The sequence below is a fragment of the Paenibacillus terricola genome (assembly GCF_014779765.1).
Classification (GTDB): Bacteria; Bacillota; Bacilli; order Paenibacillales; family Paenibacillaceae; genus Paenibacillus_T; species Paenibacillus_T terricola.
This window is the reverse complement of sequence record NZ_JACXZA010000015.1, coordinates 1-20,076: the sequence shown is the minus strand read 5'-3', so window position 1 is coordinate 20,076 and position 20,076 is coordinate 1. Positions and strand designations below refer to the sequence as shown.

The 20,076-nt window shown below is 50.0% G+C and carries 11 protein-coding genes, 16 tRNA genes and 1 rRNA gene; 1 reads left to right on the top strand and 27 read right to left on the bottom strand.

Features of this window, described 5'->3' with window-relative positions:
* Nucleotides 1–543 precede the first annotated feature (543 nt).
* Nucleotides 544–1,260 carry a G1 family glutamic endopeptidase gene (locus tag H8B09_RS30195; RefSeq protein WP_224754140.1) on the top strand — a complete coding sequence of 239 codons (717 nt, stop codon included), beginning with the start codon at nucleotides 544–546 and terminating at the stop codon, nucleotides 1,258–1,260.
* Nucleotides 1,261–1,596: 336 nt separating this feature from the next.
* On the opposite strand, the gene H8B09_RS30190 is transcribed toward H8B09_RS30195, so the two are convergent.
* The 27 genes from H8B09_RS30190 to H8B09_RS30055 form a co-directional block, all read right to left on the bottom strand.
* Nucleotides 1,597–3,402 carry a putative bifunctional diguanylate cyclase/phosphodiesterase gene (locus tag H8B09_RS30190; protein WP_191207264.1) on the bottom strand — a complete coding sequence of 602 codons (1,806 nt, stop codon included), beginning with the start codon at nucleotides 3,400–3,402 and terminating at the stop codon, nucleotides 1,597–1,599.
* Between the two features lie 152 nt (nucleotides 3,403–3,554).
* Entirely contained in the window at nucleotides 3,555–5,387 is a 1,833-nt protein-coding gene (glmS, locus tag H8B09_RS30185) for a glutamine--fructose-6-phosphate transaminase (isomerizing) (RefSeq protein ID WP_191207263.1), read from the bottom strand.
* Nucleotides 5,388–6,810: 1,423 nt separating this feature from the next.
* A complete protein-coding gene (glmM, locus tag H8B09_RS30180) occupies nucleotides 6,811–8,151 on the bottom strand; it encodes a phosphoglucosamine mutase (protein ID WP_191207262.1) in 1,341 nt (446 codons plus the stop codon).
* Between the two features lie 80 nt (nucleotides 8,152–8,231).
* Nucleotides 8,232–9,755 (bottom strand): CdaR family protein, encoded by a 1,524-nt coding sequence (locus tag H8B09_RS30175; RefSeq protein ID WP_191207261.1) that lies wholly within the window; start codon nucleotides 9,753–9,755, stop codon nucleotides 8,232–8,234.
* Nucleotides 9,748–10,584 carry a diadenylate cyclase CdaA gene (gene cdaA, locus H8B09_RS30170; RefSeq protein WP_191207260.1) on the bottom strand — a complete coding sequence of 279 codons (837 nt, stop codon included), beginning with the start codon at nucleotides 10,582–10,584 and terminating at the stop codon, nucleotides 9,748–9,750. Before cdaA ends, H8B09_RS30175 begins: the two co-directional genes overlap by 8 nt.
* A 304-nt stretch (nucleotides 10,585–10,888) precedes the next feature.
* Nucleotides 10,889–11,512: a zf-HC2 domain-containing protein gene (locus H8B09_RS30165; protein WP_191207265.1), complete on the bottom strand. Its 624-nt coding sequence runs from the start codon at nucleotides 11,510–11,512 to the stop codon at nucleotides 10,889–10,891.
* Between the two features lie 304 nt (nucleotides 11,513–11,816).
* Nucleotides 11,817–12,383, bottom strand: a complete 567-nt coding sequence (gene sigW / locus H8B09_RS30160) for an RNA polymerase sigma factor SigW (RefSeq protein ID WP_191207259.1) — start codon at nucleotides 12,381–12,383, stop codon at nucleotides 11,817–11,819.
* 3 nt (nucleotides 12,384–12,386) lie between these two features.
* Nucleotides 12,387–13,301 carry an EamA family transporter gene (locus H8B09_RS30155; RefSeq protein ID WP_191207258.1) on the bottom strand — a complete coding sequence of 305 codons (915 nt, stop codon included), beginning with the start codon at nucleotides 13,299–13,301 and terminating at the stop codon, nucleotides 12,387–12,389.
* 151 nt (nucleotides 13,302–13,452) lie between these two features.
* Complete coding sequence (ppc, locus tag H8B09_RS30150) at nucleotides 13,453–16,245, bottom strand: phosphoenolpyruvate carboxylase (protein WP_191207257.1); 2,793 nt, start codon at nucleotides 16,243–16,245, stop codon at nucleotides 13,453–13,455.
* A 275-nt stretch (nucleotides 16,246–16,520) separates the two neighbouring features.
* A tRNA-Arg gene (locus tag H8B09_RS30140) sits at nucleotides 16,521–16,597 on the bottom strand.
* Between the two features lie 29 nt (nucleotides 16,598–16,626).
* Nucleotides 16,627–16,703: transfer RNA gene (locus tag H8B09_RS30135), tRNA-Pro, on the bottom strand.
* 6 nt (nucleotides 16,704–16,709) lie between these two features.
* Nucleotides 16,710–16,783: transfer RNA gene (locus H8B09_RS30130), tRNA-Arg, on the bottom strand.
* A 6-nt stretch (nucleotides 16,784–16,789) separates the two neighbouring features.
* A tRNA-Gly gene (locus tag H8B09_RS30125) sits at nucleotides 16,790–16,864 on the bottom strand.
* 67 nt (nucleotides 16,865–16,931) lie between these two features.
* Nucleotides 16,932–17,006, bottom strand: a tRNA-Gly gene (locus tag H8B09_RS30120).
* A 68-nt stretch (nucleotides 17,007–17,074) separates the two neighbouring features.
* Nucleotides 17,075–17,148: transfer RNA gene (locus H8B09_RS30115), tRNA-Gly, on the bottom strand.
* A gap of 9 nt (nucleotides 17,149–17,157) precedes the next feature.
* Nucleotides 17,158–17,234: transfer RNA gene (locus H8B09_RS30110), tRNA-Pro, on the bottom strand.
* Nucleotides 17,235–17,240: 6 nt separating this feature from the next.
* Nucleotides 17,241–17,314 (bottom strand) — tRNA-Arg (locus H8B09_RS30105).
* 6 nt (nucleotides 17,315–17,320) lie between these two features.
* Nucleotides 17,321–17,395 (bottom strand) — tRNA-Gly (locus H8B09_RS30100).
* Between the two features lie 214 nt (nucleotides 17,396–17,609).
* A complete protein-coding gene (locus H8B09_RS30095) occupies nucleotides 17,610–18,446 on the bottom strand; it encodes an ABC transporter ATP-binding protein (RefSeq protein WP_191207255.1) in 837 nt (278 codons plus the stop codon).
* Nucleotides 18,447–19,108: 662 nt separating this feature from the next.
* Nucleotides 19,109–19,191: transfer RNA gene (locus H8B09_RS30090), tRNA-Leu, on the bottom strand.
* Nucleotides 19,192–19,202: 11 nt separating this feature from the next.
* A tRNA-Lys gene (locus H8B09_RS30085) sits at nucleotides 19,203–19,275 on the bottom strand.
* Between the two features lie 5 nt (nucleotides 19,276–19,280).
* Nucleotides 19,281–19,355 (bottom strand) — tRNA-Gln (locus tag H8B09_RS30080).
* A 7-nt stretch (nucleotides 19,356–19,362) separates the two neighbouring features.
* Nucleotides 19,363–19,438, bottom strand: a tRNA-Val gene (locus H8B09_RS30075).
* A 17-nt stretch (nucleotides 19,439–19,455) separates the two neighbouring features.
* Nucleotides 19,456–19,530 (bottom strand) — tRNA-Glu (locus H8B09_RS30070).
* Nucleotides 19,531–19,550: 20 nt separating this feature from the next.
* Nucleotides 19,551–19,626, bottom strand: a tRNA-Thr gene (locus H8B09_RS30065).
* Between the two features lie 4 nt (nucleotides 19,627–19,630).
* Nucleotides 19,631–19,706, bottom strand: a tRNA-Asn gene (locus H8B09_RS30060).
* A gap of 268 nt (nucleotides 19,707–19,974) precedes the next feature.
* Nucleotides 19,975–20,076: ribosomal RNA gene (locus tag H8B09_RS30055) — 23S ribosomal RNA — on the bottom strand; the annotation flags it as partial.

Sequence of the window (20,076 nt, the reverse complement as noted above, 5' to 3'; positions counted from 1 at the left end):
TAGCTCATTAAAAGCTGACTTGCTTTAAAACATATCGCTCATTGTTCAGTTTTCAAGGAACAAATCATTTCTCATTGTGTTTCTCGTTACCGGCGTGTTTCTCTCGGCCGGAATTAGAATATACCATGTTTTGATTTCGTTTGTCAAACACTTTTTTTTGAAAAAATAAGTATTTAACATCTCGTAATCTTTCGCCATTTCAGCGGCGGAATTACATAATAACATGCATGCCTTCGCATATTCAATGCACAAAATTTTACATTTAGATCTACTCAAATCAAGTTGTTGCTGCAAAGGAGACTTGGGATGCGGTTCAATTATTATCATGATGGATGAGCAGCGTAAGGTAGAATATCGTCACCATGGATGAAAGGTCAGTCGGCTCTCAAAAGGTGAGACCGCGATCGAGGATCTGTCTCGGATTGCCCGACAGTTGCTGGGATTATTCAGCAAACTTCCTTGCATGATCAGGACATTCGTCTATTTCATTTTCCTTATTGTCTGAATAGTCATGGAGGGAACTCAGAAAAGGCGGTGGATACTTTGAAACGGATAGTATGGAAAGGCTCCGCTCCCGTTAAGCCATCATCAAGGGAAAAGGTGCGGACCAAACCGGCAATTCCGCCAGGGTGGGCATCGGGGAACTGGTCGGGCTACGCTCTCAACAAATCCAAGAGAGGCTCCTGTCGCGATATCTCCGGATATTGGATCGTTCCCCTTGTTAAACCAAGCCGAACCAATACGTACTCATCAGCATGGATCGGCATCGACGGCTTCGGTAATTCTAGCCTGATTCAGACCGGCACGGAACATGATTACGTGAACGGCAAAACCCTTTATTACGCTTGGTGGGAGATACTTCCCGCTCCCGAAACCCGCATCCGCTTCCGAGTCTCTCCGTTTGACCTGATGTATGCGCGCATCACCAAGCTTGGCAGCAACAAATGGCGCATTCTTCTCGCCAACAAAACCCATGGCTGGGTGTTTAAAAAGGTTACTACCTATAACGGTCCCGCGACAACAGCAGAATGGATCATGGAGGCGCCTTCGCTCAATGGCAGAACTACGCGCTTGGCAAACTATAAAACAATTCTGTTTAAAAAATGCCGGCTTAATCGTAAAAATCCGCTTCTCCAGTCGAGTGACCGCGGAATTATGATTCAACGCGGCAAAATCGTCTCAACCCCTTCCCTCCCGAACCAAAGAAGGTCCAGCTTCTTCGTCGCTTATGGATCCCGAATGCCGAATCCACCTAAATAACTTTGCCTTTATGCAGACCCACTATCCAAAATTCACTACTGCCCATTAAGTCACCTATATAATTAATCAAACAAAACTAAGGGAGCGCCAAAATTTCCACCCTGCTCCCCTTCTAGTTGATCGGTTCCACACAACTTTTTCCGATCCGCTAGATCATCGGACACCGACAATCCGACGTCCTCAGGAAAATTAAAACCCGGCTCCTGTTCGTCCACTTTTGACGAATTGCCTCGTAAAGGCTTCTATTTATCGGCGCCACGATAACCATATAATCCGCGTGCGGTACTAGAAGCGTTTTTTCTATATCCGACTATATTTATTATATGCCCTCTCCGCTCAGACGGGTCTCGCGCTATGCAGCAGCAGCCCGATCTCTTCTGAAGGAGAAGGGCGGTAATAATAATACCCTTGTCCGATCTCGCAGCCGTATTCCCGAAGTATCCCAATCTCCTGCGGTTTCTCGATACCTTCGCAGATGATCTTCAGGTTCAAGTTGTGACCGATATCGATAATTAGCTTTACGATCGACGCGGCTGAGCTCTCCGTCATCAATTCCTTCGTGAACGATCGATCGATTTTCAGCGTATCAACCGGCAGTTGACGCAGCACGCTGAGCGAAGAATATCCTGTTCCAAAATCATCGATCGAAATTTTCACGCCTTGGCGCTTAAGCTCGTCAAGAATTACAATCGATTCGTGCATGTTCTGCATCATGCTTTCCGTCACTTCAAGCTCCAGCAGTTCAGGATTGAAGTCTGTATTCTCCACGATTTGTAACACCTTTGATGCAAATCCATCCGACTTGAACTGGCGGATTGAGATGTTGACGGCCAGTGTCAGGTCAGGTCTACCGGCTCGCTGCCAACTTTTCACCTGCCTGCATGCCTCCTCGAGCACCCATTCGCCCAAATCGACGATGACGCCGGTCTGTTCAGCCAACGGGATGAATTCGGCTGGCGAAATGGCTCCAAGCTCTGAGTGGGTCCAGCGTAACAACGCCTCCACGCCCCGTATTCTCCCCGTACTCATCTCCACCAATGGCTGATAATAAATCGCGAACTCCTGCTTGATGAGCGCGCATCGGAGATCGTTCTCCAGCTTCACTTGTCGCAGCAGCTCCTCGCTCGCAATAGCGGAGAAGAATCGATAGCCATTCTTCTCGCTGCTTTTTACCTCGTACATTGCCTTGTCTGCATATTGAATCAATGTATCGGCATCCAGCGAGTCAGCGGGATACAGGCTAATGCCGATACTTGGCGTCGTATAGATCGGCTTCTGATCGATCTGAAACGGTGTACGGAAGGAGTGAATGATCTGCTTCGCAAGCTGTTCGACCTGCTCCACCCGCTCAAATGGACATAGCAGCACGAACTCGTCCCCTGCATATCGGGCAATAAAATTGTTCTGGCCAATTGTGCGTTTTAGGTGATCGGTAACTTCCAACAGCATACGGTCCCCCGCATTGTGACCCATCATATCATTGACATTCTTGAAGTGGTCAAGGTCGATGAATAAGACAGCCAACGGTGCATCCGAGAATAATTGCTCCTCCATTTGTTTTTTGAGGCTATCACGGTTTGGCAGTTGGGTGAGCATGTCGTGATAGGCTCTATACTCAAGCTTATTGAAAGCATCATTAAGCTGTACATTCAATTCCAAGTTGATCTCGTTCTCCCGCTTCAAGTTACGGAAATAGAAGGCTAGCAGTGAGTAAAGAATGGTGTTTATGATAACGCCAATGAGCATGTTGCGTATCATCTCCATTGGCACTTCAGGCGAGAAAGATGGCATGTAGTAGATATAGTAGGTTGCTGCAAGGAATGTTGGAAGAGGCGAGGGCAAAAGGAATGCGAGAAGAACAAGCGTTAGATACATAACACTGATTAACCCATCGAATGATAGTTCCTGTAATGCAATATAGAATCCGAGAAAGGCGATTGAGGCGAATACATACTTGAGCGGGATCTTCTTGACGAGCAATGCGGCGAAGATGAATACGGCGAAGGCAAGGACACTGACGAGGCCACGAGAGGTGCTGACAGAATTGGCCATGTTCATGGAGAGAGAGATGGTTGAGATTACAATGACGATATTCGGTGTAATATGTACGAGACGTTTCACCCAAGACTGCGGTAGTTTCATCGTTCGCCACCTCGTCGTTTCGTCCTGTTAGGTTGCCACAAACTGCTTATTACAAGCTTACACATGAATACAGCATCACCTTTCTTTGTATTAGCACACAAAAGTCCCGATGACCTTATCTGGCATCATCGGGACTGTTCTGGTTGTTTATATTACTCTACAGTTACGCTCTTCGCAAGGTTACGTGGTTTATCCACGTCGTTACCTACTGCGAGCGATGCGTAGTACGAGATCAGCTGCAGCGGAATAACCGAGATAGCTGGCGACAGCAGCGGCAGCGTCTTCGGAATCGCGAAGAGCTCGTCGACCGATTTGCCTACCTCTACTTCGCTTCCCGCATTCGCTATTCCAAGTACATGCGCGCCGCGTGCTTTTACTTCCTTAATGTTGCTAAGCGTCTTCTCGTACAGCTCCTCCTGCGTTACGAGCGCGATAACTGGAATGCCGTCTTCGATCAGCGCCAGTGTACCATGCTTCAGTTCACCTGCAGCATAAGCCTCGGAGTGGATGTACGAAATCTCTTTGAGCTTCAACGAGCCTTCTTGTGCGACTGCATAGTCGACACCACGGCCGATGAAGAACAGGTTTTTATGCTTAGCGATCGATTCAGCCACTTGCTTCAGTACCGCGGATTGCTCCAGTACGGATTCCACTTGCTCAGGCAATTGGTTCATTGCCGCGAGCAGTTCGGTTACTGCAGCTTGCTCTACCGTACCCAGCGTCTGTGCCAGGTAGATGCCGAACAGATAGAACGCAATCAACTGGGACGTATAAGCCTTCGTCGATGCTACTGCGATCTCTGGACCTGCCCATGTAATGAGCACATGGTCTGCTTCACGAGCTACCGAGCTTCCGACCACGTTCGTGATCGCCAGTACGCGTGCGCCATTACGCTGTGCTTCACGCAGTGCTGCGAGCGTATCTGCCGTTTCACCCGATTGGCTGACGACGATAACAAGCGTATCCGGCGTAATAATTGGGGAACGATAGCGATATTCCGAAGCGACATCCGTCTCAACTGGAATACGCGCCAGGCGCTCGATGATCGTTTTGCCGACAAGACCTGCATGGTATGCCGTACCGCAAGCAACGATTTGCACTTTGCGGATGCCTTTGATCTGTTCATCCGACATGCCGATTTCGCCCAGCGTTACCGACAGGCCATCATCCGACACGCGTCCGCGCATCGTGTCACGGTATGCCTTCGGCTGCTCGTGGATCTCCTTCAGCATAAAGTGATCGAATCCGGCTTTCTCCGCCGTGACGAGGTCCCAATCGACATGAAATATTTCCTTGGAAATAAATTCGCCTTCGGTCGTCATCAGTTCGACACCTTCACGTGTCAGAACAGCCATTTCACCGTCGTTCAAAATATACACATTCCGCGTATGCTCCAAGATCGCCGGAATGTCGGAACCGATAAAGTTCTCGCCTTCACCGACACCAATGACGAGCGGACTCGCAAAACGAACCGCAACCAGCTTCTCTGGCTCATATTCTGTCAGAACGCCCAGTGCGAACGCGCCGCGCATCCGTTTAACCGCACGTTGAACCGCTTCAACGATGTTTCCTTTATACTCATCTGCAACCAGATGCGCAATAACCTCTGTATCCGTCTCCGACACGAAATTATGCCCGGCTGCAGTCAGTTCTTCTTTCAAGTCCAAGTAGTTTTCGACAATGCCGTTATGAACGACCGAAAACTTCGCCGAGTTGTCCGTGTGGGGATGCGAATTCACATCCGAAGGCTTGCCGTGAGTTGCCCAACGCGTATGACCAATGCCGACAGAGCCTGCGAGCGGCTCTTCCTTCAGCTGTCCTTCCAGCACTGCCAGACGACCCTTCGACTTACGAATTTCAAGGCCGCTTCCCGTGAATACAGCGATGCCGGCGGAATCATATCCGCGGTACTCCAGCTTCTTCAAGCCCTCGATCAAAATCTCCTGCGAATCGCGATTACCGATATATCCCACAATACCACACATTATATGTTGACCTCCGTTAAGTTCGATTTGCTCTAGCAACCTCACGGATTCCGTCAATGCGCAGCACACGTGTGCAGTGTTGTTTCCCTCCTGCCCACGTAACCGCGTTAGCGGAATCGTGGACTCTAGGGCTTCTTGGCTTGCTCAACTATTCTGCTAACCTGTCTTCTTCATCCATCGAATGCTCCATCATTCGTCAACGAAGGATATAGGCTAGTCTATAAAATGCGATTCTATGATCGCTCATTCCGCCGCATGTTTGGCCGACCGGTCACCCGATCGTTTTGCATGTTGGCTTACGGTATGAATGCACTACCGGGAGGTCCCCGCCGATAAATCCGAACGCCTCCACCTCGTCAGCTTGCATAGCCGCTCTTCCCACCGTGGGAAAAATCTGCAGCAGCTCTCCATTCGCAAGCTCTGGCGCTTATATTGCTTATGAAAACCTCGACCCTCGCTTTCATTTCTGGAATCATACAGTCTATCATATTCAGATTCGACTGTTTCTGCAACAATAATTTTCGACCCACCCATTAGCGACCCACCCAAACTCTCCCTCGCCAGGGAGGGCTCCAAAGGACTAAGTTTATGCTCCCGATGTTGGTTCCTTACGGAACCCTTTACCTCTGGACTCCCAAAGGACTTGCTTTGATACTTTTGAACTTATGCCCGCTTGTCTTCCCTACGGGACACGCTTTACTTTCATCGAGCCTAGATACGCCCTCTTCGTCTGCATCCAACTCGACGCTTCGTGCACCAGCTTCTGCTACAAGCCGCTTTCGTCCCTGCGGGACACGCTTTACGTTCGTGCACTCAACGTTCCGTCCTTATAGGACGTGATCTAATGTTGTGAACAATAACAACGCTTCTTAGGCAGATTTCATTGCCCTACATTGTATTACCCACACATCTTATACAGCTAACACCTCCCCATGTTTCACCCCATAAATAATATATGCCGGCTTCCCATTGGAAAGCCGACATTATTGGGCACAGCCTGTTCAACAAACAGCAAGGGATGAACAGTCGCATTGACTATTCATCCCTTGCTTGGTCGTCGGCTCAGGTACGGGAGCCGACCACTAATCCATCCCTATAGAACGCGGGAGTGCACGGAGAGCAAACAACGGTACAGCGAGTTTACGTCCGACTTTTGTATAGATGTTCCTACCCACTTAATTTAATCAAGGGAACATCTATACAACGGGAGGCGCAGTGCCGTGTTTGCTCGTAGTGAACGGTTCGCGTTCCCTCCCTGAGTTTACGTCCGACTTTTGTATGAGTGTTCCAACCGACCAATATAATCATAGGAACACTCATACAACGGGAGGCGCGGTGCCGCGTTTGATCGGAGTGTGCGGTGGCGTCCTGGATTTTTTTGTTCATTCAGCTTTGCTTTCAGTGCACACTGTGCTTTTTCTACTTATCCAAGCTCCGTTCTCACCACATCCACGATACGGTTAACATACGCTTCGACCAGGTCCTTGTCTGGGCCTTCCGCCATAACGCGGATCAGCGATTCCGTACCCGATGGACGCACCAGAACGCGGCCATTGTCGCCGAGTTCAGCTTCAACTTCGCTGACGGCTGCTTGGATTGCAGCATTGTCCTTGTATTGCGATTTATCTGCTACACGAACGTTCACGAGCACCTGCGGATATTTGCGCATGAGGCCTTTCAGCTCGCTCAGCGGTTTGCCCGATTGAACCAGCGTGTTGACCAGCTGCATAGCCGTCAGAATGCCGTCGCCTGTCGTGTTGTAGTCGAGGAAAATAACGTGGCCGGACTGTTCGCCACCGAGATTAAAACCGCCGCGGCGCATTTCTTCCATGACATAACGGTCGCCTACCGCCGTCTGTGCCGTGTTCAAACCCAACTTCTCAGTCGCTTTGAAGAAGCCGATATTTGCCATAACCGTCGTTACGATCGTGTCGCCGTTCAGTTTGCCTTCGCGACGCATAGCATCGCCGCAAATGCACAAAATGTAATCGCCGTCGACTTCTTCGCCCTTCTCGTCGATTGCAATGAGACGGTCTGCGTCGCCGTCAAACGACAAGCCCAGTTGTGCGCCATGTTTCAGCACTTGCTCACGAAGATACTCAGGGTGAGTCGATCCAACGCCTTCATTGATGTTGCGTCCGTTCGGTTCTGCGCCAACCGTAATCACTTCTGCGCCAAGCTCGCGGAATACACGCGGAGCGAGCTCATAGGCAGAGCCATGCGCGCAGTCAAGAACGACCTTTACGCTGGCGAACGAGCTGTTGATCGTTGTCTTCAAATATTCAAGGTAACGGAACTTCGCCGTTTCATCTACTGTCACCGTACCGATATCCCCGCCGATTGGACGTGGCAGCTCATCTACCTCTGCATCCATCAGGCGCTCGATTTCGAGCTCCGTGTCGTCCGACAGCTTGTAGCCATCGCCGCCAAAGAACTTAATGCCGTTATCAGCTACCGGATTATGCGATGCCGAAATCATAACGCCAGCGTCAGCCTTCAACTCGCGCGTCAGGTAAGCAACTGCCGGTGTCGAGACGACACCAAGACGAATAACACTAGCGCCAATCGACAGCAATCCTGCGATAAGCGAAGCCTCCAGCATTGGACCCGAAATACGTGTGTCCAAACCAATAACGATTGTCGGCTTATCTGCCTGACCTGTTAATACATAACCGCCGCAACGGCCAATTTTATAAGCAAGTTCGGGCGTAAGCTCCTGATTCGCTACACCACGTACGCCGTCTGTTCCAAAGTATTTACCCATGACTGTCTGATCCCCTTCAGTATCTAATAATGTCAACCTCTACCCCAATACTTCCCTCTCCCACAATCATCGCAGCAGCCTTAATCGTTAGCTTGGCTCTTCACGTTGGACCATAATCGAACCGAACCGGCATCTGTGCCTGTACTCGTTGGATTGTCCGTAGGAACGCCTGCATCGCTGTGGCTGCTGTCACCAGAACCAGAACCAATGCCAGTATCGGCACCTGAAGCAGCGCCATCGCCCGCTCCCTTGTCTCCCGCTTCGGAAGGAGGCGATGACGTATCTGTCGTTCCAGTTGTATCAGCTTGTTTGTCGCCTTCTGCACCAGCATCCGTCTTGCCTTTATCCACTGATGCATCAGGCTTCGTACTCGCCGCCTTACTATCTGAAATATCGATCACTGCTTTATATGGCGTATACACATGCAGATAGCTCGGAAGATGGACATCAAGCTGAACCTCATGCTGACCCACGCCTAACGACTCCAGCTTCGCAACAGCTTGTATATCTGCTTGTTGGAGCGTATTTAACAAGGAAGGCGCACCTGTAACAACGATATCTATCGCATTGTTAGCTGGTGTTAGCACTTTAGCCGTCATCCCCTCAGCAAGGCTGTTCAGCGTAATCGGCACCTGCTCGATCACCCGCTCACTCGTTGGTTCTACATCGATCGTTACGGTTATCTTCGTCGGATCAATGCTGGCGACACCCGCCATCGGTTCAATAGCATACGTGAAAGAGCCCGACTGTGTCACCTTGGTCAAATCAACGGTCACACCATCAAAATAATCAAGCTTGTCCAGCACATCCTGTGGACCATACACCGTCACTTGCTGCACAGAAGGCGTTACCTTCGCGACGCTCAACCCATTAGGCAGGGCACCCGAGAAGCCGATCTGCAGCGGAAGCGTCTTGTACGGCTTCGTAATCGGCACTTCTACTTCAACGACACTAGGACTTACAACAGCATCCTTCATCTCGTTCCCGTCATTATCGTAAACGACCACACGAGCTTTCTTCTCGCTGACCGTCTCTTCTTCTTCATTCACATTCACTTTGACCGCAACAGCGCCTACGTCAGCCAATTCATCTTCTGGTAAAGTGACGTGTACGCGATTGTTCGGCTTAATGATCGGCTCGCCAACCTTGTAGCCGTTAGCTGGCTGTCCTTCGGAAATAACCTGTACCTCGAATTCTTTCGTCTGCATCGGTACGATATTGACGAAAGCGCGATTTGGCGTCATCTGAACGAGCTCGACTCCCTTAGGAAGTTCGACCGATAACTGAACCTCGCTTCGTCCATCCGGCGCACGCGATAGATTCGCAGAGACGACATAGTCGTCAGGCTCGGCTGTTGCAAGCCGCGTTCTCGAGCCGCTGACGATGAGCTTAACCGTACCAGGTTCGATCGACCTTAGCGCACGCGTTTTCTCATCGAGCCCGATTGTCTTGATTTTGACGGTATCGATAACATGCGTGACGGCGGTTGACACATTCGAATTCGGATTCGACTCTGGATCAAAATGTACAACCGCCCACAGCAGCAGCGCCACGACGACAGACAATATTTTGAGCGCGGTTGGATGAGCTAGATATTTATCCATTCTGCTTATCCCCCTTCCGCCGCCAGAACGAGGTTTTAGCCTTCTCCGCCTGTGCGCTTGTTGGCATCAGCTCCTCGAACAGCTTCGAGATGAGCGATTCCTCCTTAATATCACGCACAATCATGCCATTAAGGCACAATGATACCTGTCCCGTCTCCTCTGAGACGACGATGGACACTGCATCACACACTTCGCTTACACCGATCGCCGCCCTATGGCGCGTTCCGAGCTCTTTACTAATGAACGGGTTCTCCGATAGCGGCAGATAGCAAGCAGCAGCCATAATCTGATTGCCGCGCACAATGACTGCACCATCATGGAGAGGTGTATTAGGTGTGAAAATATTTACAATCAGCTCCGAGCTGATTCGTGATTCCATCCCAATACCCGACTCAATGTATTCATTCAGTCCCGATTCTCGCTCGAATACGATCAGCGCACCGATATTGCGCTTCGCCATGAAATTAACGGCTTTAATAATTTCCGAAATCCGCTCGTTAATTTGGTCCCGCTCCAAGCCGGGTGATCGCCCGAACAATTTACCGCGACCAAGCTGCTCCAACGCACGTCGCAGCTCCGGTTGGAAAATAATAAGCACACTCACGACACCAAACGTGAACATTTGGTTCATCAGCCATTTCAACGTACCAAGATTAAGCCACGTACTGAGTGCCCAAGTTGCGACCAATACGAGAATCCCTTTCAGCAGTTGAACAGCGCGCGTACCGCGCACGAGCAGAATGAGCTTATATATGATGTAGCTTACGACAGCAATGTCTATGACATCTTTAATGCCGTTAGACCAACTCAAATCATTAAAATAATTCATCGTTATGCAGGCCCCCAAACGACAATTACCCAGTCGATACCCTGTTGACACAATGGATTGGCACGAACAGCCACTATTAGAGGTCATTCAAAAAGTCCGAAGTACTTTTTGAATACGCACTATTGGGCGTTTATTTATATCATCGGCCTTGTGTCCGGTAACTTATAAAAACACGCCATATGTATATGTAAACAAGAGGCGTCATTCCCAACCTTATTATTTTCTAGAAACGTGGATGCAAATCCTGCTCGCGAAACAAAAAAAGTGTCTCCGACATATCGGAAGACACTTTACAATGGATACCTTAATGCGTCATGTCGGTTACTGTTTCCGTTACCTTGTACCAGAACCAGTCCAGCGCCCGATCAATCGTCCGGCTGGAACCGGCAATATGCGCCGTCGAAGCAAGCTGCAGCTTGCCATCAATTACCGTCACATTGCCTTCCACATCACCTTGTACGTCGGCTGTTCCGTTCTCGATCGTCAGGCTTCCGTTCACCTTAGCTCCCGCAGGTACAATGACCTTATTGCCCTCAATGATAACATGCTGCAAGTCCTCGCCCTTGACGACTAGCTGACCATCTTGATGCCACATCGAGAGGAAGCTGGACAGCATGACGAAGCAGAACACAGCAGCAACCGATACCGCTGGATGATTGCGCACCCATCGGAACCAGGCTGTCTGTTTGCGCTGTTTCGGAAGAACGGATTTGATCCGCTCATTAAGCGCCGCAGATTGCGACGTTGTAATTGGGCTAGGTGAGCGCATTACAGTTGTCAGCAGAGACTCCGTTCGTTCCAGTTCATCGAATCTGGCGCGGCAGTCCGGACATGCCAGCAAATGCGTTTTCAGCTCACGTATATCTTGTGGTGGCAATTCGCCGTCCAAATAATCGTGCATCCATACGATGGCGACGTTGCAATTCATAGCAGCCATTCCTTTCCGCTTCATGCTTGAACATCAGATAGATGATACTATACACATACGCAGCGAGCGTTCGCCACGTTTCACATCCTTTAACAAATACGGTCCCAATTATTAACATGCTTTAAATGCAAGTTCAAAAAGATCGGTTTTCAGCACCGAGAAGGTTGGATTAAGCAGGGAATGAGGATCGGAGCGTAAGTGTTGTGCTACGTGAGAACCGGAGGTCACAGCTTCATCCAAGATTCGATGCCGGATTCACTTCTTGTGATGACTCGTGATCAAAAGCGGACTTTTTGAACCCCCTCTATAATTTGTGCTCCAGCCGCTTGCGAAGAAACTCCCTGCCTCTATGTACCCTTGTCTTGATCGTCGTGACCGGCATGTCCATCACGTCGCTAATCTCCTGCAAGGACATGTCCTGCAAGTAACGCAGCACCATAACCGTCTTGTACTTGGCAGGAAGGTTCTCAACGGCCTGCCTAATAATGCGCTGCGTCTCCGATAACACAATCTCCGACTCCGGTGTACGGTCGTCGCTAGGCATTACAGAATAGCCGTCCAATCCTTCATGGTCGGTTGACTCCGCATCCAGCGAATAGGTCGGTCGTCTGCGCCGCAGCCGATCGATACATAGATTCGTCGCAATCCGATAAATCCACGTTGAGAATTTCATCGAATCATCGTAACGGTCCAGATTCCGATAGACGCGCAGAAACGTATCCTGCACGACGTCCTCTGCTTCCTGCCGATTGTAAAGCATCCGATACGCCATATGATAAAGCTTGTCCTGATATAGGTCCACGATGTCGGCGAACGCCTGTTGATCACCTTTAAGCGCCCGCTTGACTAACCTTGCTTCCACAGATAGCAACTATTATTCCTCCAGACGTGACGTCTCCTCTAATCGTTTCCCGGAACGCCGCTCGGCCACAATAATCCCGCATAGAATAAGTACGATCCCTGCCACTTGCCATAAGCTGAGCTGCTCACCCGCAATCAGCCAAGCGAAGATTGCCGCTACAGGCAGTTCCATCGAACCAAGCATTGAAGCGAGACTGCTCCCGATTCTAGGGATCCCTATTGCAAATAGTACCGTCGGAACGACCTGTCCTAGCGTTCCCAGCACAAGGCCGATTCCAGCCATCTGCCATTCTCGTTCCCCTGCGCCAGCATGCCAACCGTACAACAGCACAATAAGCAAGAAGGCAGCAGTCGTAACGATTGCTGACTGCATAACAGGATGGCCGCTGAACTTTACTCTGCCCATTAGCCACAAGAACAAGCTGTACGAAACCGCCGATAACAACCCGAACACGGCACCGACCCGGTCTAATCGTTCGATTCCTGACTGTAACAGCCCAACAGCAAGTACCGTTCCTGCAAGTACGATAATAATCGCAATCCAGTTCCATCGGTTTGGCCATTTCCGATTCCATATGCTGTCTATCAAAATCGTAATCCACGTAAACTGAAAAAGCAAGACGATTGCAAGCGAAGCATCAATTCTTTCCAGCGCCTGATTGTACATGATCGTCGTCATTGCCATCCCGAATACGCCGATCGATCCAAGCTTCACCCACGGTCCGCGCAGCGGATTAGACCATATCCCCTTACGGAACAGTACCATTATCCATAATAGGAGTGCTCCCATTCCGACTTGATGAACCGTAATTTGTTCGAAGGTATACGATGCACCATAAGTCAATTTCACGATGGGCGACAGCATTCCGTAGCTTGAAGCACCCAGCAGTACAAGCAGTACGGCGAGGCCATAGCCCGACATCCTCATGTTTGTATTAATCCCCTCTTATTCATTCCAATATCACACTATATAAAATAGCACAAAAGGCCGGGCCAAGCGGTCCATTGCCGCCAAGCCCAGCCTTTTTCACATCGACCTCGTCCATCATGACTTAATCGATCGCCTATAGATCAGCCAATCAGCCCGTATTCCGAAGTCCCGCTGCAATGCCGTTGATCGTAAGCAGCACTTCACGGAGCAGGACAGCGTCGCTGCTGTCATCCGGGATCGAACGCAGCTCCGTCAGCAGTTGCACTTGCAGGTAGCTGAGCGGATCAACGTATGGGTTGCGGAGACGAATCGATTCTTGAATGACTGGTACATTGTCGAGAATTTCCGACTGACCCGTAATATCAAGAAGCATACGCAGTGTCCGTGCATGCTCTTCTTCCACTTGACCGAAAATACGGTCGCGAATCGTCGCATCCTTGATCATGCCTGCGTATTCACGCGCAATGAGCAAGTCCGCTTTCGCCAGTGCCATCTGCAGGTTGTCGATAAGCGAACGGAAGAACGGGAAGCTTGCGTACATATCACGCAGATTTTGCATCCGACCGCTGTCGCCTTGTACATACTGCTCAAGCGCATAACCTGAAGCGTACCATGCTGGCAGCAGGTAACGGCTTTGCGTCCATGCGAATACCCATGGAATTGCACGCAGATCCTCGAACCGGTCGCTGTTCTTACGCTTCGACGGACGGGAACCGATGTTCAGCTCGCCAACCTCAGCAAGCGGAGTCGACTCCTTAAAGAACGTCATGAAGTCAGGATCGCGGAAGATCAGATCTTGGTATTTGTTAAGCGCCGTCTCCGAGATGGAGCGAGCAATTTCATTCCATTCGTCGTTCTGCTTCGGCATTTGCTCTGGATATTTCGCCAGACGTGCTGCCGTAATAAGCGCCCACGTTGCTTGTTCCAAGCTGCGGTATGCGATATCAGGCATGCCATAACGGGAAGACAGTACTTCACCTTGTTCCGTAATCTTGATGCCGCCGCCAACCGTGTGAGGAGGCTGTGCAAGAATACTGCGGTTCAGAGGCATACCGCCGCGTCCGAGTGCGCCGCCGCGTCCATGGAAGAACTTCAGCTTCACGCCGAACTCCTTAGCAGCTGCTGTAATGTCATTAAGCGCTACGCGCAGCTCCCAGTTCGCCGTTACAACGCCGCCGTCCTTGTTGCTATCCGAATAGCCGAGCATGATCTCGTGCGTCTCGCCCATTGCTTTAACCGCATCGCGGTAAACCGGCAGCGAGAACAGCTTCTTCATGATGCCAGGTGCAGCATGGAGGTCGTCGATCGTCTCGAACAGTGGAACCGACTGCAGCGTGCAGCGAACCGTACCGTCTGCTTCTTTGCGGAACAGACCGACTTCCTTCGCGAACACCATTACCTCGAGCATGTCGCTCGCTGCTTCTGTCATACTGATCAGGTAGCTGCTGATGCACTTCTGACCAAACGTCTTCTGAGCACGGTATACCGTTTCATACACATCAAGACACTCGCGTGTCGATTCTGAGTAATCCAGGTGGCCGCTCGTCAGTGGACGCGGATCGTTCAACAGCTTCTCGAGCAGTTCAACTTTCTCGTCTTCTGACAGTGCAGCGTAGTTATCTACGACGTGCATTTTGCGCAGCACTTCCGTCATTGCATTCTCATGCTCTTGGCTGTGCTGACGAATGTCGAGTGCCGACATGTAGAAGCCGAACAACTCAACTTGGCGAATCAGCTTGCGAATATGTGTGTCTGCCGCGTAGTCTGCGAAGTGATGACGCAGGCTGCGGTCGATGATTTTCAGATCTTCAATCAGCTCATCCGGGCCGTTATAACGGTTGTCTGCACCGTCACGCGTATTCGCGAGCTTCTGAAGAATGTAGGCCACCTTAATACGGTAAGGTTCTTGATCATTACGCCAAGCGCCAACGCAATTCAGCTCGATCGTTTCACGGTCCGTACGGATGGAGTCTTCCAGTTCCGTCGTAATTTCAACGATGTTTGTGCTGAAGCTCAGCAGTGCCATCAGTTCTTTCAGCGACTCTGTATACTTGTTTAGTGCAAGCGCACGATGGAGCGTCAGCGTCTCCCACGTGATCTTCGCTTTAACCGAAGGGTTACCGTCACGGTCGCCGCCAATCCACGATCCGAAGCGCAGGTACGTTGGCACATGCCAGTCTTCCTCTGGATAGTATTTCGTCAAGCAGCGTTCCAGCTCTTCATATACGTTAGGAAGCGCCTCGAACAACGTCTCCTCGAAGAAGAACAGGCCGTTACGCACCTCGTCGATTACTGTCGGCTTGCGGCCGCGCAGCTCGTCCGTCTGCCACAGCGTGAATACTTCGTTAAGCAGCTTCTCGCGAAGCTTCTCGCGTTCACGGTGCGTCAGCGTAGGGTTGTCCAGCTGCATGACATCAAGCGCAATCCGTTTATGAATATCGAGAACCGCACGACGCGTTGCTTCCGTTGGATGTGCAGTCATTACGAGCTCGAGCGAAATGCCGCTCAGCATTTCCTTCACGTCTTCAATCGCAATGTTGCGATCCTTCAATACTTGTACAGCGTCCTCAATCGAGCCTGGCTGTACACTTTCACCAGCAGAACGTTCATAATCGCGTTTACGGCGAATACGGTGGTTCTGCTCAGCGATGTTGACGAGTTGGAAATAGAGTGCGAATGCACGAATCACTTGATGGCGGTTGTCCGGAGTCAAGGACGTGATAGCGGCCTTAAACTCGCTGTACAGCTCCGGATTGTACTCCGCACGAAGCGATTTACTCATCTCGCGGATATTCTCGACAACCTCAAGCAACTCTTTGCCGCCTTGGTGGACGAGTACTTCTCCCAAAATGTTGCCTAGAAAACGAACGTCACGGCGCAGCAATTGGTTCGCGTTATTCGCTTTGCTCGCAGAGACACTCGTTGCAGTCTGCTCAGACATACTGTTCCTCCTTCAGATCGCGCCGTACGCTGCCGTACTCAGCAGTCGGCTCTACGCTGCGGTGCTCTCTTATCTGTAAGCTTTCCTTTTTTCTTGCGATCCTGCCCGATAAGCGGTGCTCGCTTCGATACACTTTTTTCATCATACTACAAAACGGTGACGTATTGAAGTGTTGGGACATGATTCTGTCACATTCCCATTATCAGGAGGCCATAATGCAAAAAAACTCCCCATCCATTATGATGAGGAGTCGATTATTCATTTGATGTACAAGATGGCGTGCCCTAAGAGATTCGAACTCCTGACCTTTTGATTCGTAGTCAAACGCTCTATCCAGCTGAGCTAAGGGCACACAATCGAACAATACTTGTACAAAATAACTGGTCGGGATGACACGATTTGAACATGCGACCCCCTGGTCCCAAACCAGGTGCTCTACCAAGCTGAGCTACATCCCGAGAAAACGTGCCCTAAGAGATTCGAACTCCTGACCTTTTGATTCGTAGTCAAACGCTCTATCCAGCTGAGCTAAGGGCACACATTATGGAGCGGAAGACGGGAATCGAACCCGCGACCCTCGCCTTGGCAAGGCGATGCTCTACCGCTGAGCCACTTCCGCACATGATTTCTCAAGCCAGGCCTAAGAAAAAAAATAAACCTTCGCAGGTTTATCGGTTTAGCCGATATGGAGCGGAAGACGGGAATCGAACCCGCGACCCTCGCCTTGGCAAGGCGATGCTCTACCGCTGAGCCACTTCCGCATATAATTCCTCAAGTCGAGCCTGAGAAAAAAATAAACCTTGTTCAGGTTCATCGGTTTAACCGAATTTGGAGCGGGTGATGGGAATCGAACCCACGCTATCAGCTTGGAAGGCTGAAGTTCTACCATTGAACTACACCCGCAAAAATAACTGGTCGGGATGACACGATTTGAACATGCGACCCCCTGGTCCCAAACCAGGTGCTCTACCAAGCTGAGCTACATCCCGAGAAAACGTGCCCTAAGAGATTCGAACTCCTGACCTTTTGATTCGTAGTCAAACGCTCTATCCAGCTGAGCTAAGGGCACATATTATGGAGCGGAAGACGGGAATCGAACCCGCGACCCTCGCCTTGGCAAGGCGATGCTCTACCGCTGAGCCACTTCCGCAAATCATTTCGTCGTTGACATTCATCAGCGGCGACAAGAAATAATATAACAGATATTACGAGCAAGCGCAACTCCTTTTACGAAAAAACTTTAAACAATTTTGAAATGCGGAGGAAATTGCTGATATCTAAGCGTGTTTACAACGATGAATAGCTAACAAAAAAGCCGGTTCCCGCGATTGAATACGTCACGGAAAACGGCTTATGTAAGTCGCTTAAACTGCGGCTGCTTCACGTTGCTCAATAACAGCAGTCGTCGTAGAATACTTCGTGATCAACGCGTGTGGCAAACAAAGTGGTACGCCAGAACGTGGATCATACACAATATCCGCCTCGATATTGAATACATCGCGGAAAATTTCTGGTGTCATAACTTCAGTAGGCGACCCCTCGCCCATTACTGTACCTTTATTAATAGCGATCATATGATGTGCATAGCGGGATGCATGGTTAAGATCGTGTACGACCATAACGATCGTCCGGTTGTTCTCCTCATTGAGCTTCTGCAGCAATTGCAGCACCTCAAGCTGATGAGCCATATCAAGGAATGTCGTTGGTTCGTCAAGGAACAGAATATCGGTCTCTTGAGCAAGCGCCATAGCGATCCAGGCACGTTGACGCTGACCACCCGACAACTGATCTACTGGACGTTCTGCGAACTCCGTCAGTCCCGTCGATTCGATCGCCCAGCGTACGACAGAGCGGTCCTCCTTCGACATCGAGCCAAAACCTTTCTGATAAGGGAAACGACCGTAGGAAACAAGCTCAGTTACCGTCAGTCCATCAGGAGCCGTTGGATTCTGTGGCAAAATAGCGAGCTGCTTCGCGACATCCTTCGTCGACTGTTTATGAATAGACTTCCCGTCCAGCAATACCTGCCCTGCAGCAGGCGACATAATTCTTGCCATCGTCTTTAGAATGGTAGACTTGCCTGAACCGTTAGAACCGACCAGTGCAGTAATCTTGCCTTCTGGAATTGCGATATTTAAATTATTCACGATCATACGATCATCATAAGAAATATTCAATTGCGATGTTGTCAGTCGTTCCATCGATCGTTCACTCCTTTATGCTGCCGCTCATCTGTTCCTGATGCGGACATCCAGTACGCATTCGGAACCATAAAGCTGCAAAGGCTCACTCATGCATTGATAACGATTATCACTATAAAATAATGATAATCGTTATCATCCGCTTAGTCAATCATTTCTTCATCTAAGCATCATCCTTCTTCATTTTTGTCACAGCTTTGAAACAAAATAAGCCCTCCCTCCTTCGAAACAAGCAATACGATTACACACCCATCATCTCGATCCTATTCCCTCGTTTACGGACTAATGCCTATGTATCTGGCTTATGAAGCTGCTATGACAGCTCCGATCGCTATTCGCGCATGTAAAGCGGCCTTGAAGCACGGTAAGATCCTTCTAGCTCCACCAATCGTGTCACTGTGCCACACAGCCCTTCTTGACGCGTACGCCTCCCTACCGTATCAGAATGCTGCAGATCTCCAGTCACCTTCACAAGGGCTTTCATATCTTCGCCTACCACTCAAACAAGGCAGCACATCATTCTTGGCCGTACATGTATGATCATTAGCTCTAACCAAAGACCAACGATTGCCGTCACTAACTATTAATATAGTAGAAACTTAATGAAGAAAACAAAAAAGCTCTTGAGAATTTGCATTCTCAAGAGCTTGATCAGTTAAGTATGGTGCGCGTAGAGGGACTTGAACCCCCACGGTCGCCCGCTGGAACCTAAATCCAGTGCGTCTGCCAATTCCGCCATACGCGCATGATACAAAGTGAGCCATGTAGGACTCGAACCTACGACACCCTGATTAAAAGTCAGGTGCTCTACCAACTGAGCTAATGGCTCTCAAATGGCTGGGGATCAAGGGATCGAACCTTGGAATGACGGAGTCAAAGTCCGTTGCCTTACCGCTTGGCTAATCCCCAACAATTATGGTGGAGGCTGACGGGATCGAACCGCCGACCCTCTGCTTGTAAGGCAGATGCTCTCCCAGCTGAGCTAAGCCTCCATAATTAAAGTATATAGTGGTGACCCGTAGGGGATTCGAACCCCTGTTACCTCCGTGAAAGGGAGGTGTCTTAACCCCTTGACCAACGGGCCATACAGAAAAAAGAACTTGCTGGAGCTCTCAACCGGGATCGAACCGGTGACCTCATCCTTACCATGGATGCACTCTACCTACTGAGCTATGAGAGCGAAATGGCTCCCCGAACAGGACTCGAACCTGTGACAACTCGATTAACAGTCGAGTGCTCTACCAACTGAGCTATCAGGGAATAGGACGATTGATGATCACGATGTAAACTCAGGGAGCTTACTCGACGTCGAATCTTGAACCGGCTCTCGAAGTCCGCTACTCATGTAGGGTTTGCCTACACTCCGTTGCTCCTTCTTCAATCCAATTCAACCTTCTCGGTGCTGATCAATCTCTTTTGGCTGCTAGAACAAATTGTTCTAGAAACCCTTGAAGGTTGCACCTTCAAAACTGGATGCGAATGTTGAATCCTTAGCTTTAGCATTTGCTTACCTTCCGAAGAAGGATTTTAGGATAAGCCCTCGATCGATTAGTACTCGTCAGCTGCACGCATTGCTGCGCTTCCACCTCGAGCCTATCAACCTGGTCGTCTTCCAGGGATCTTACGAATT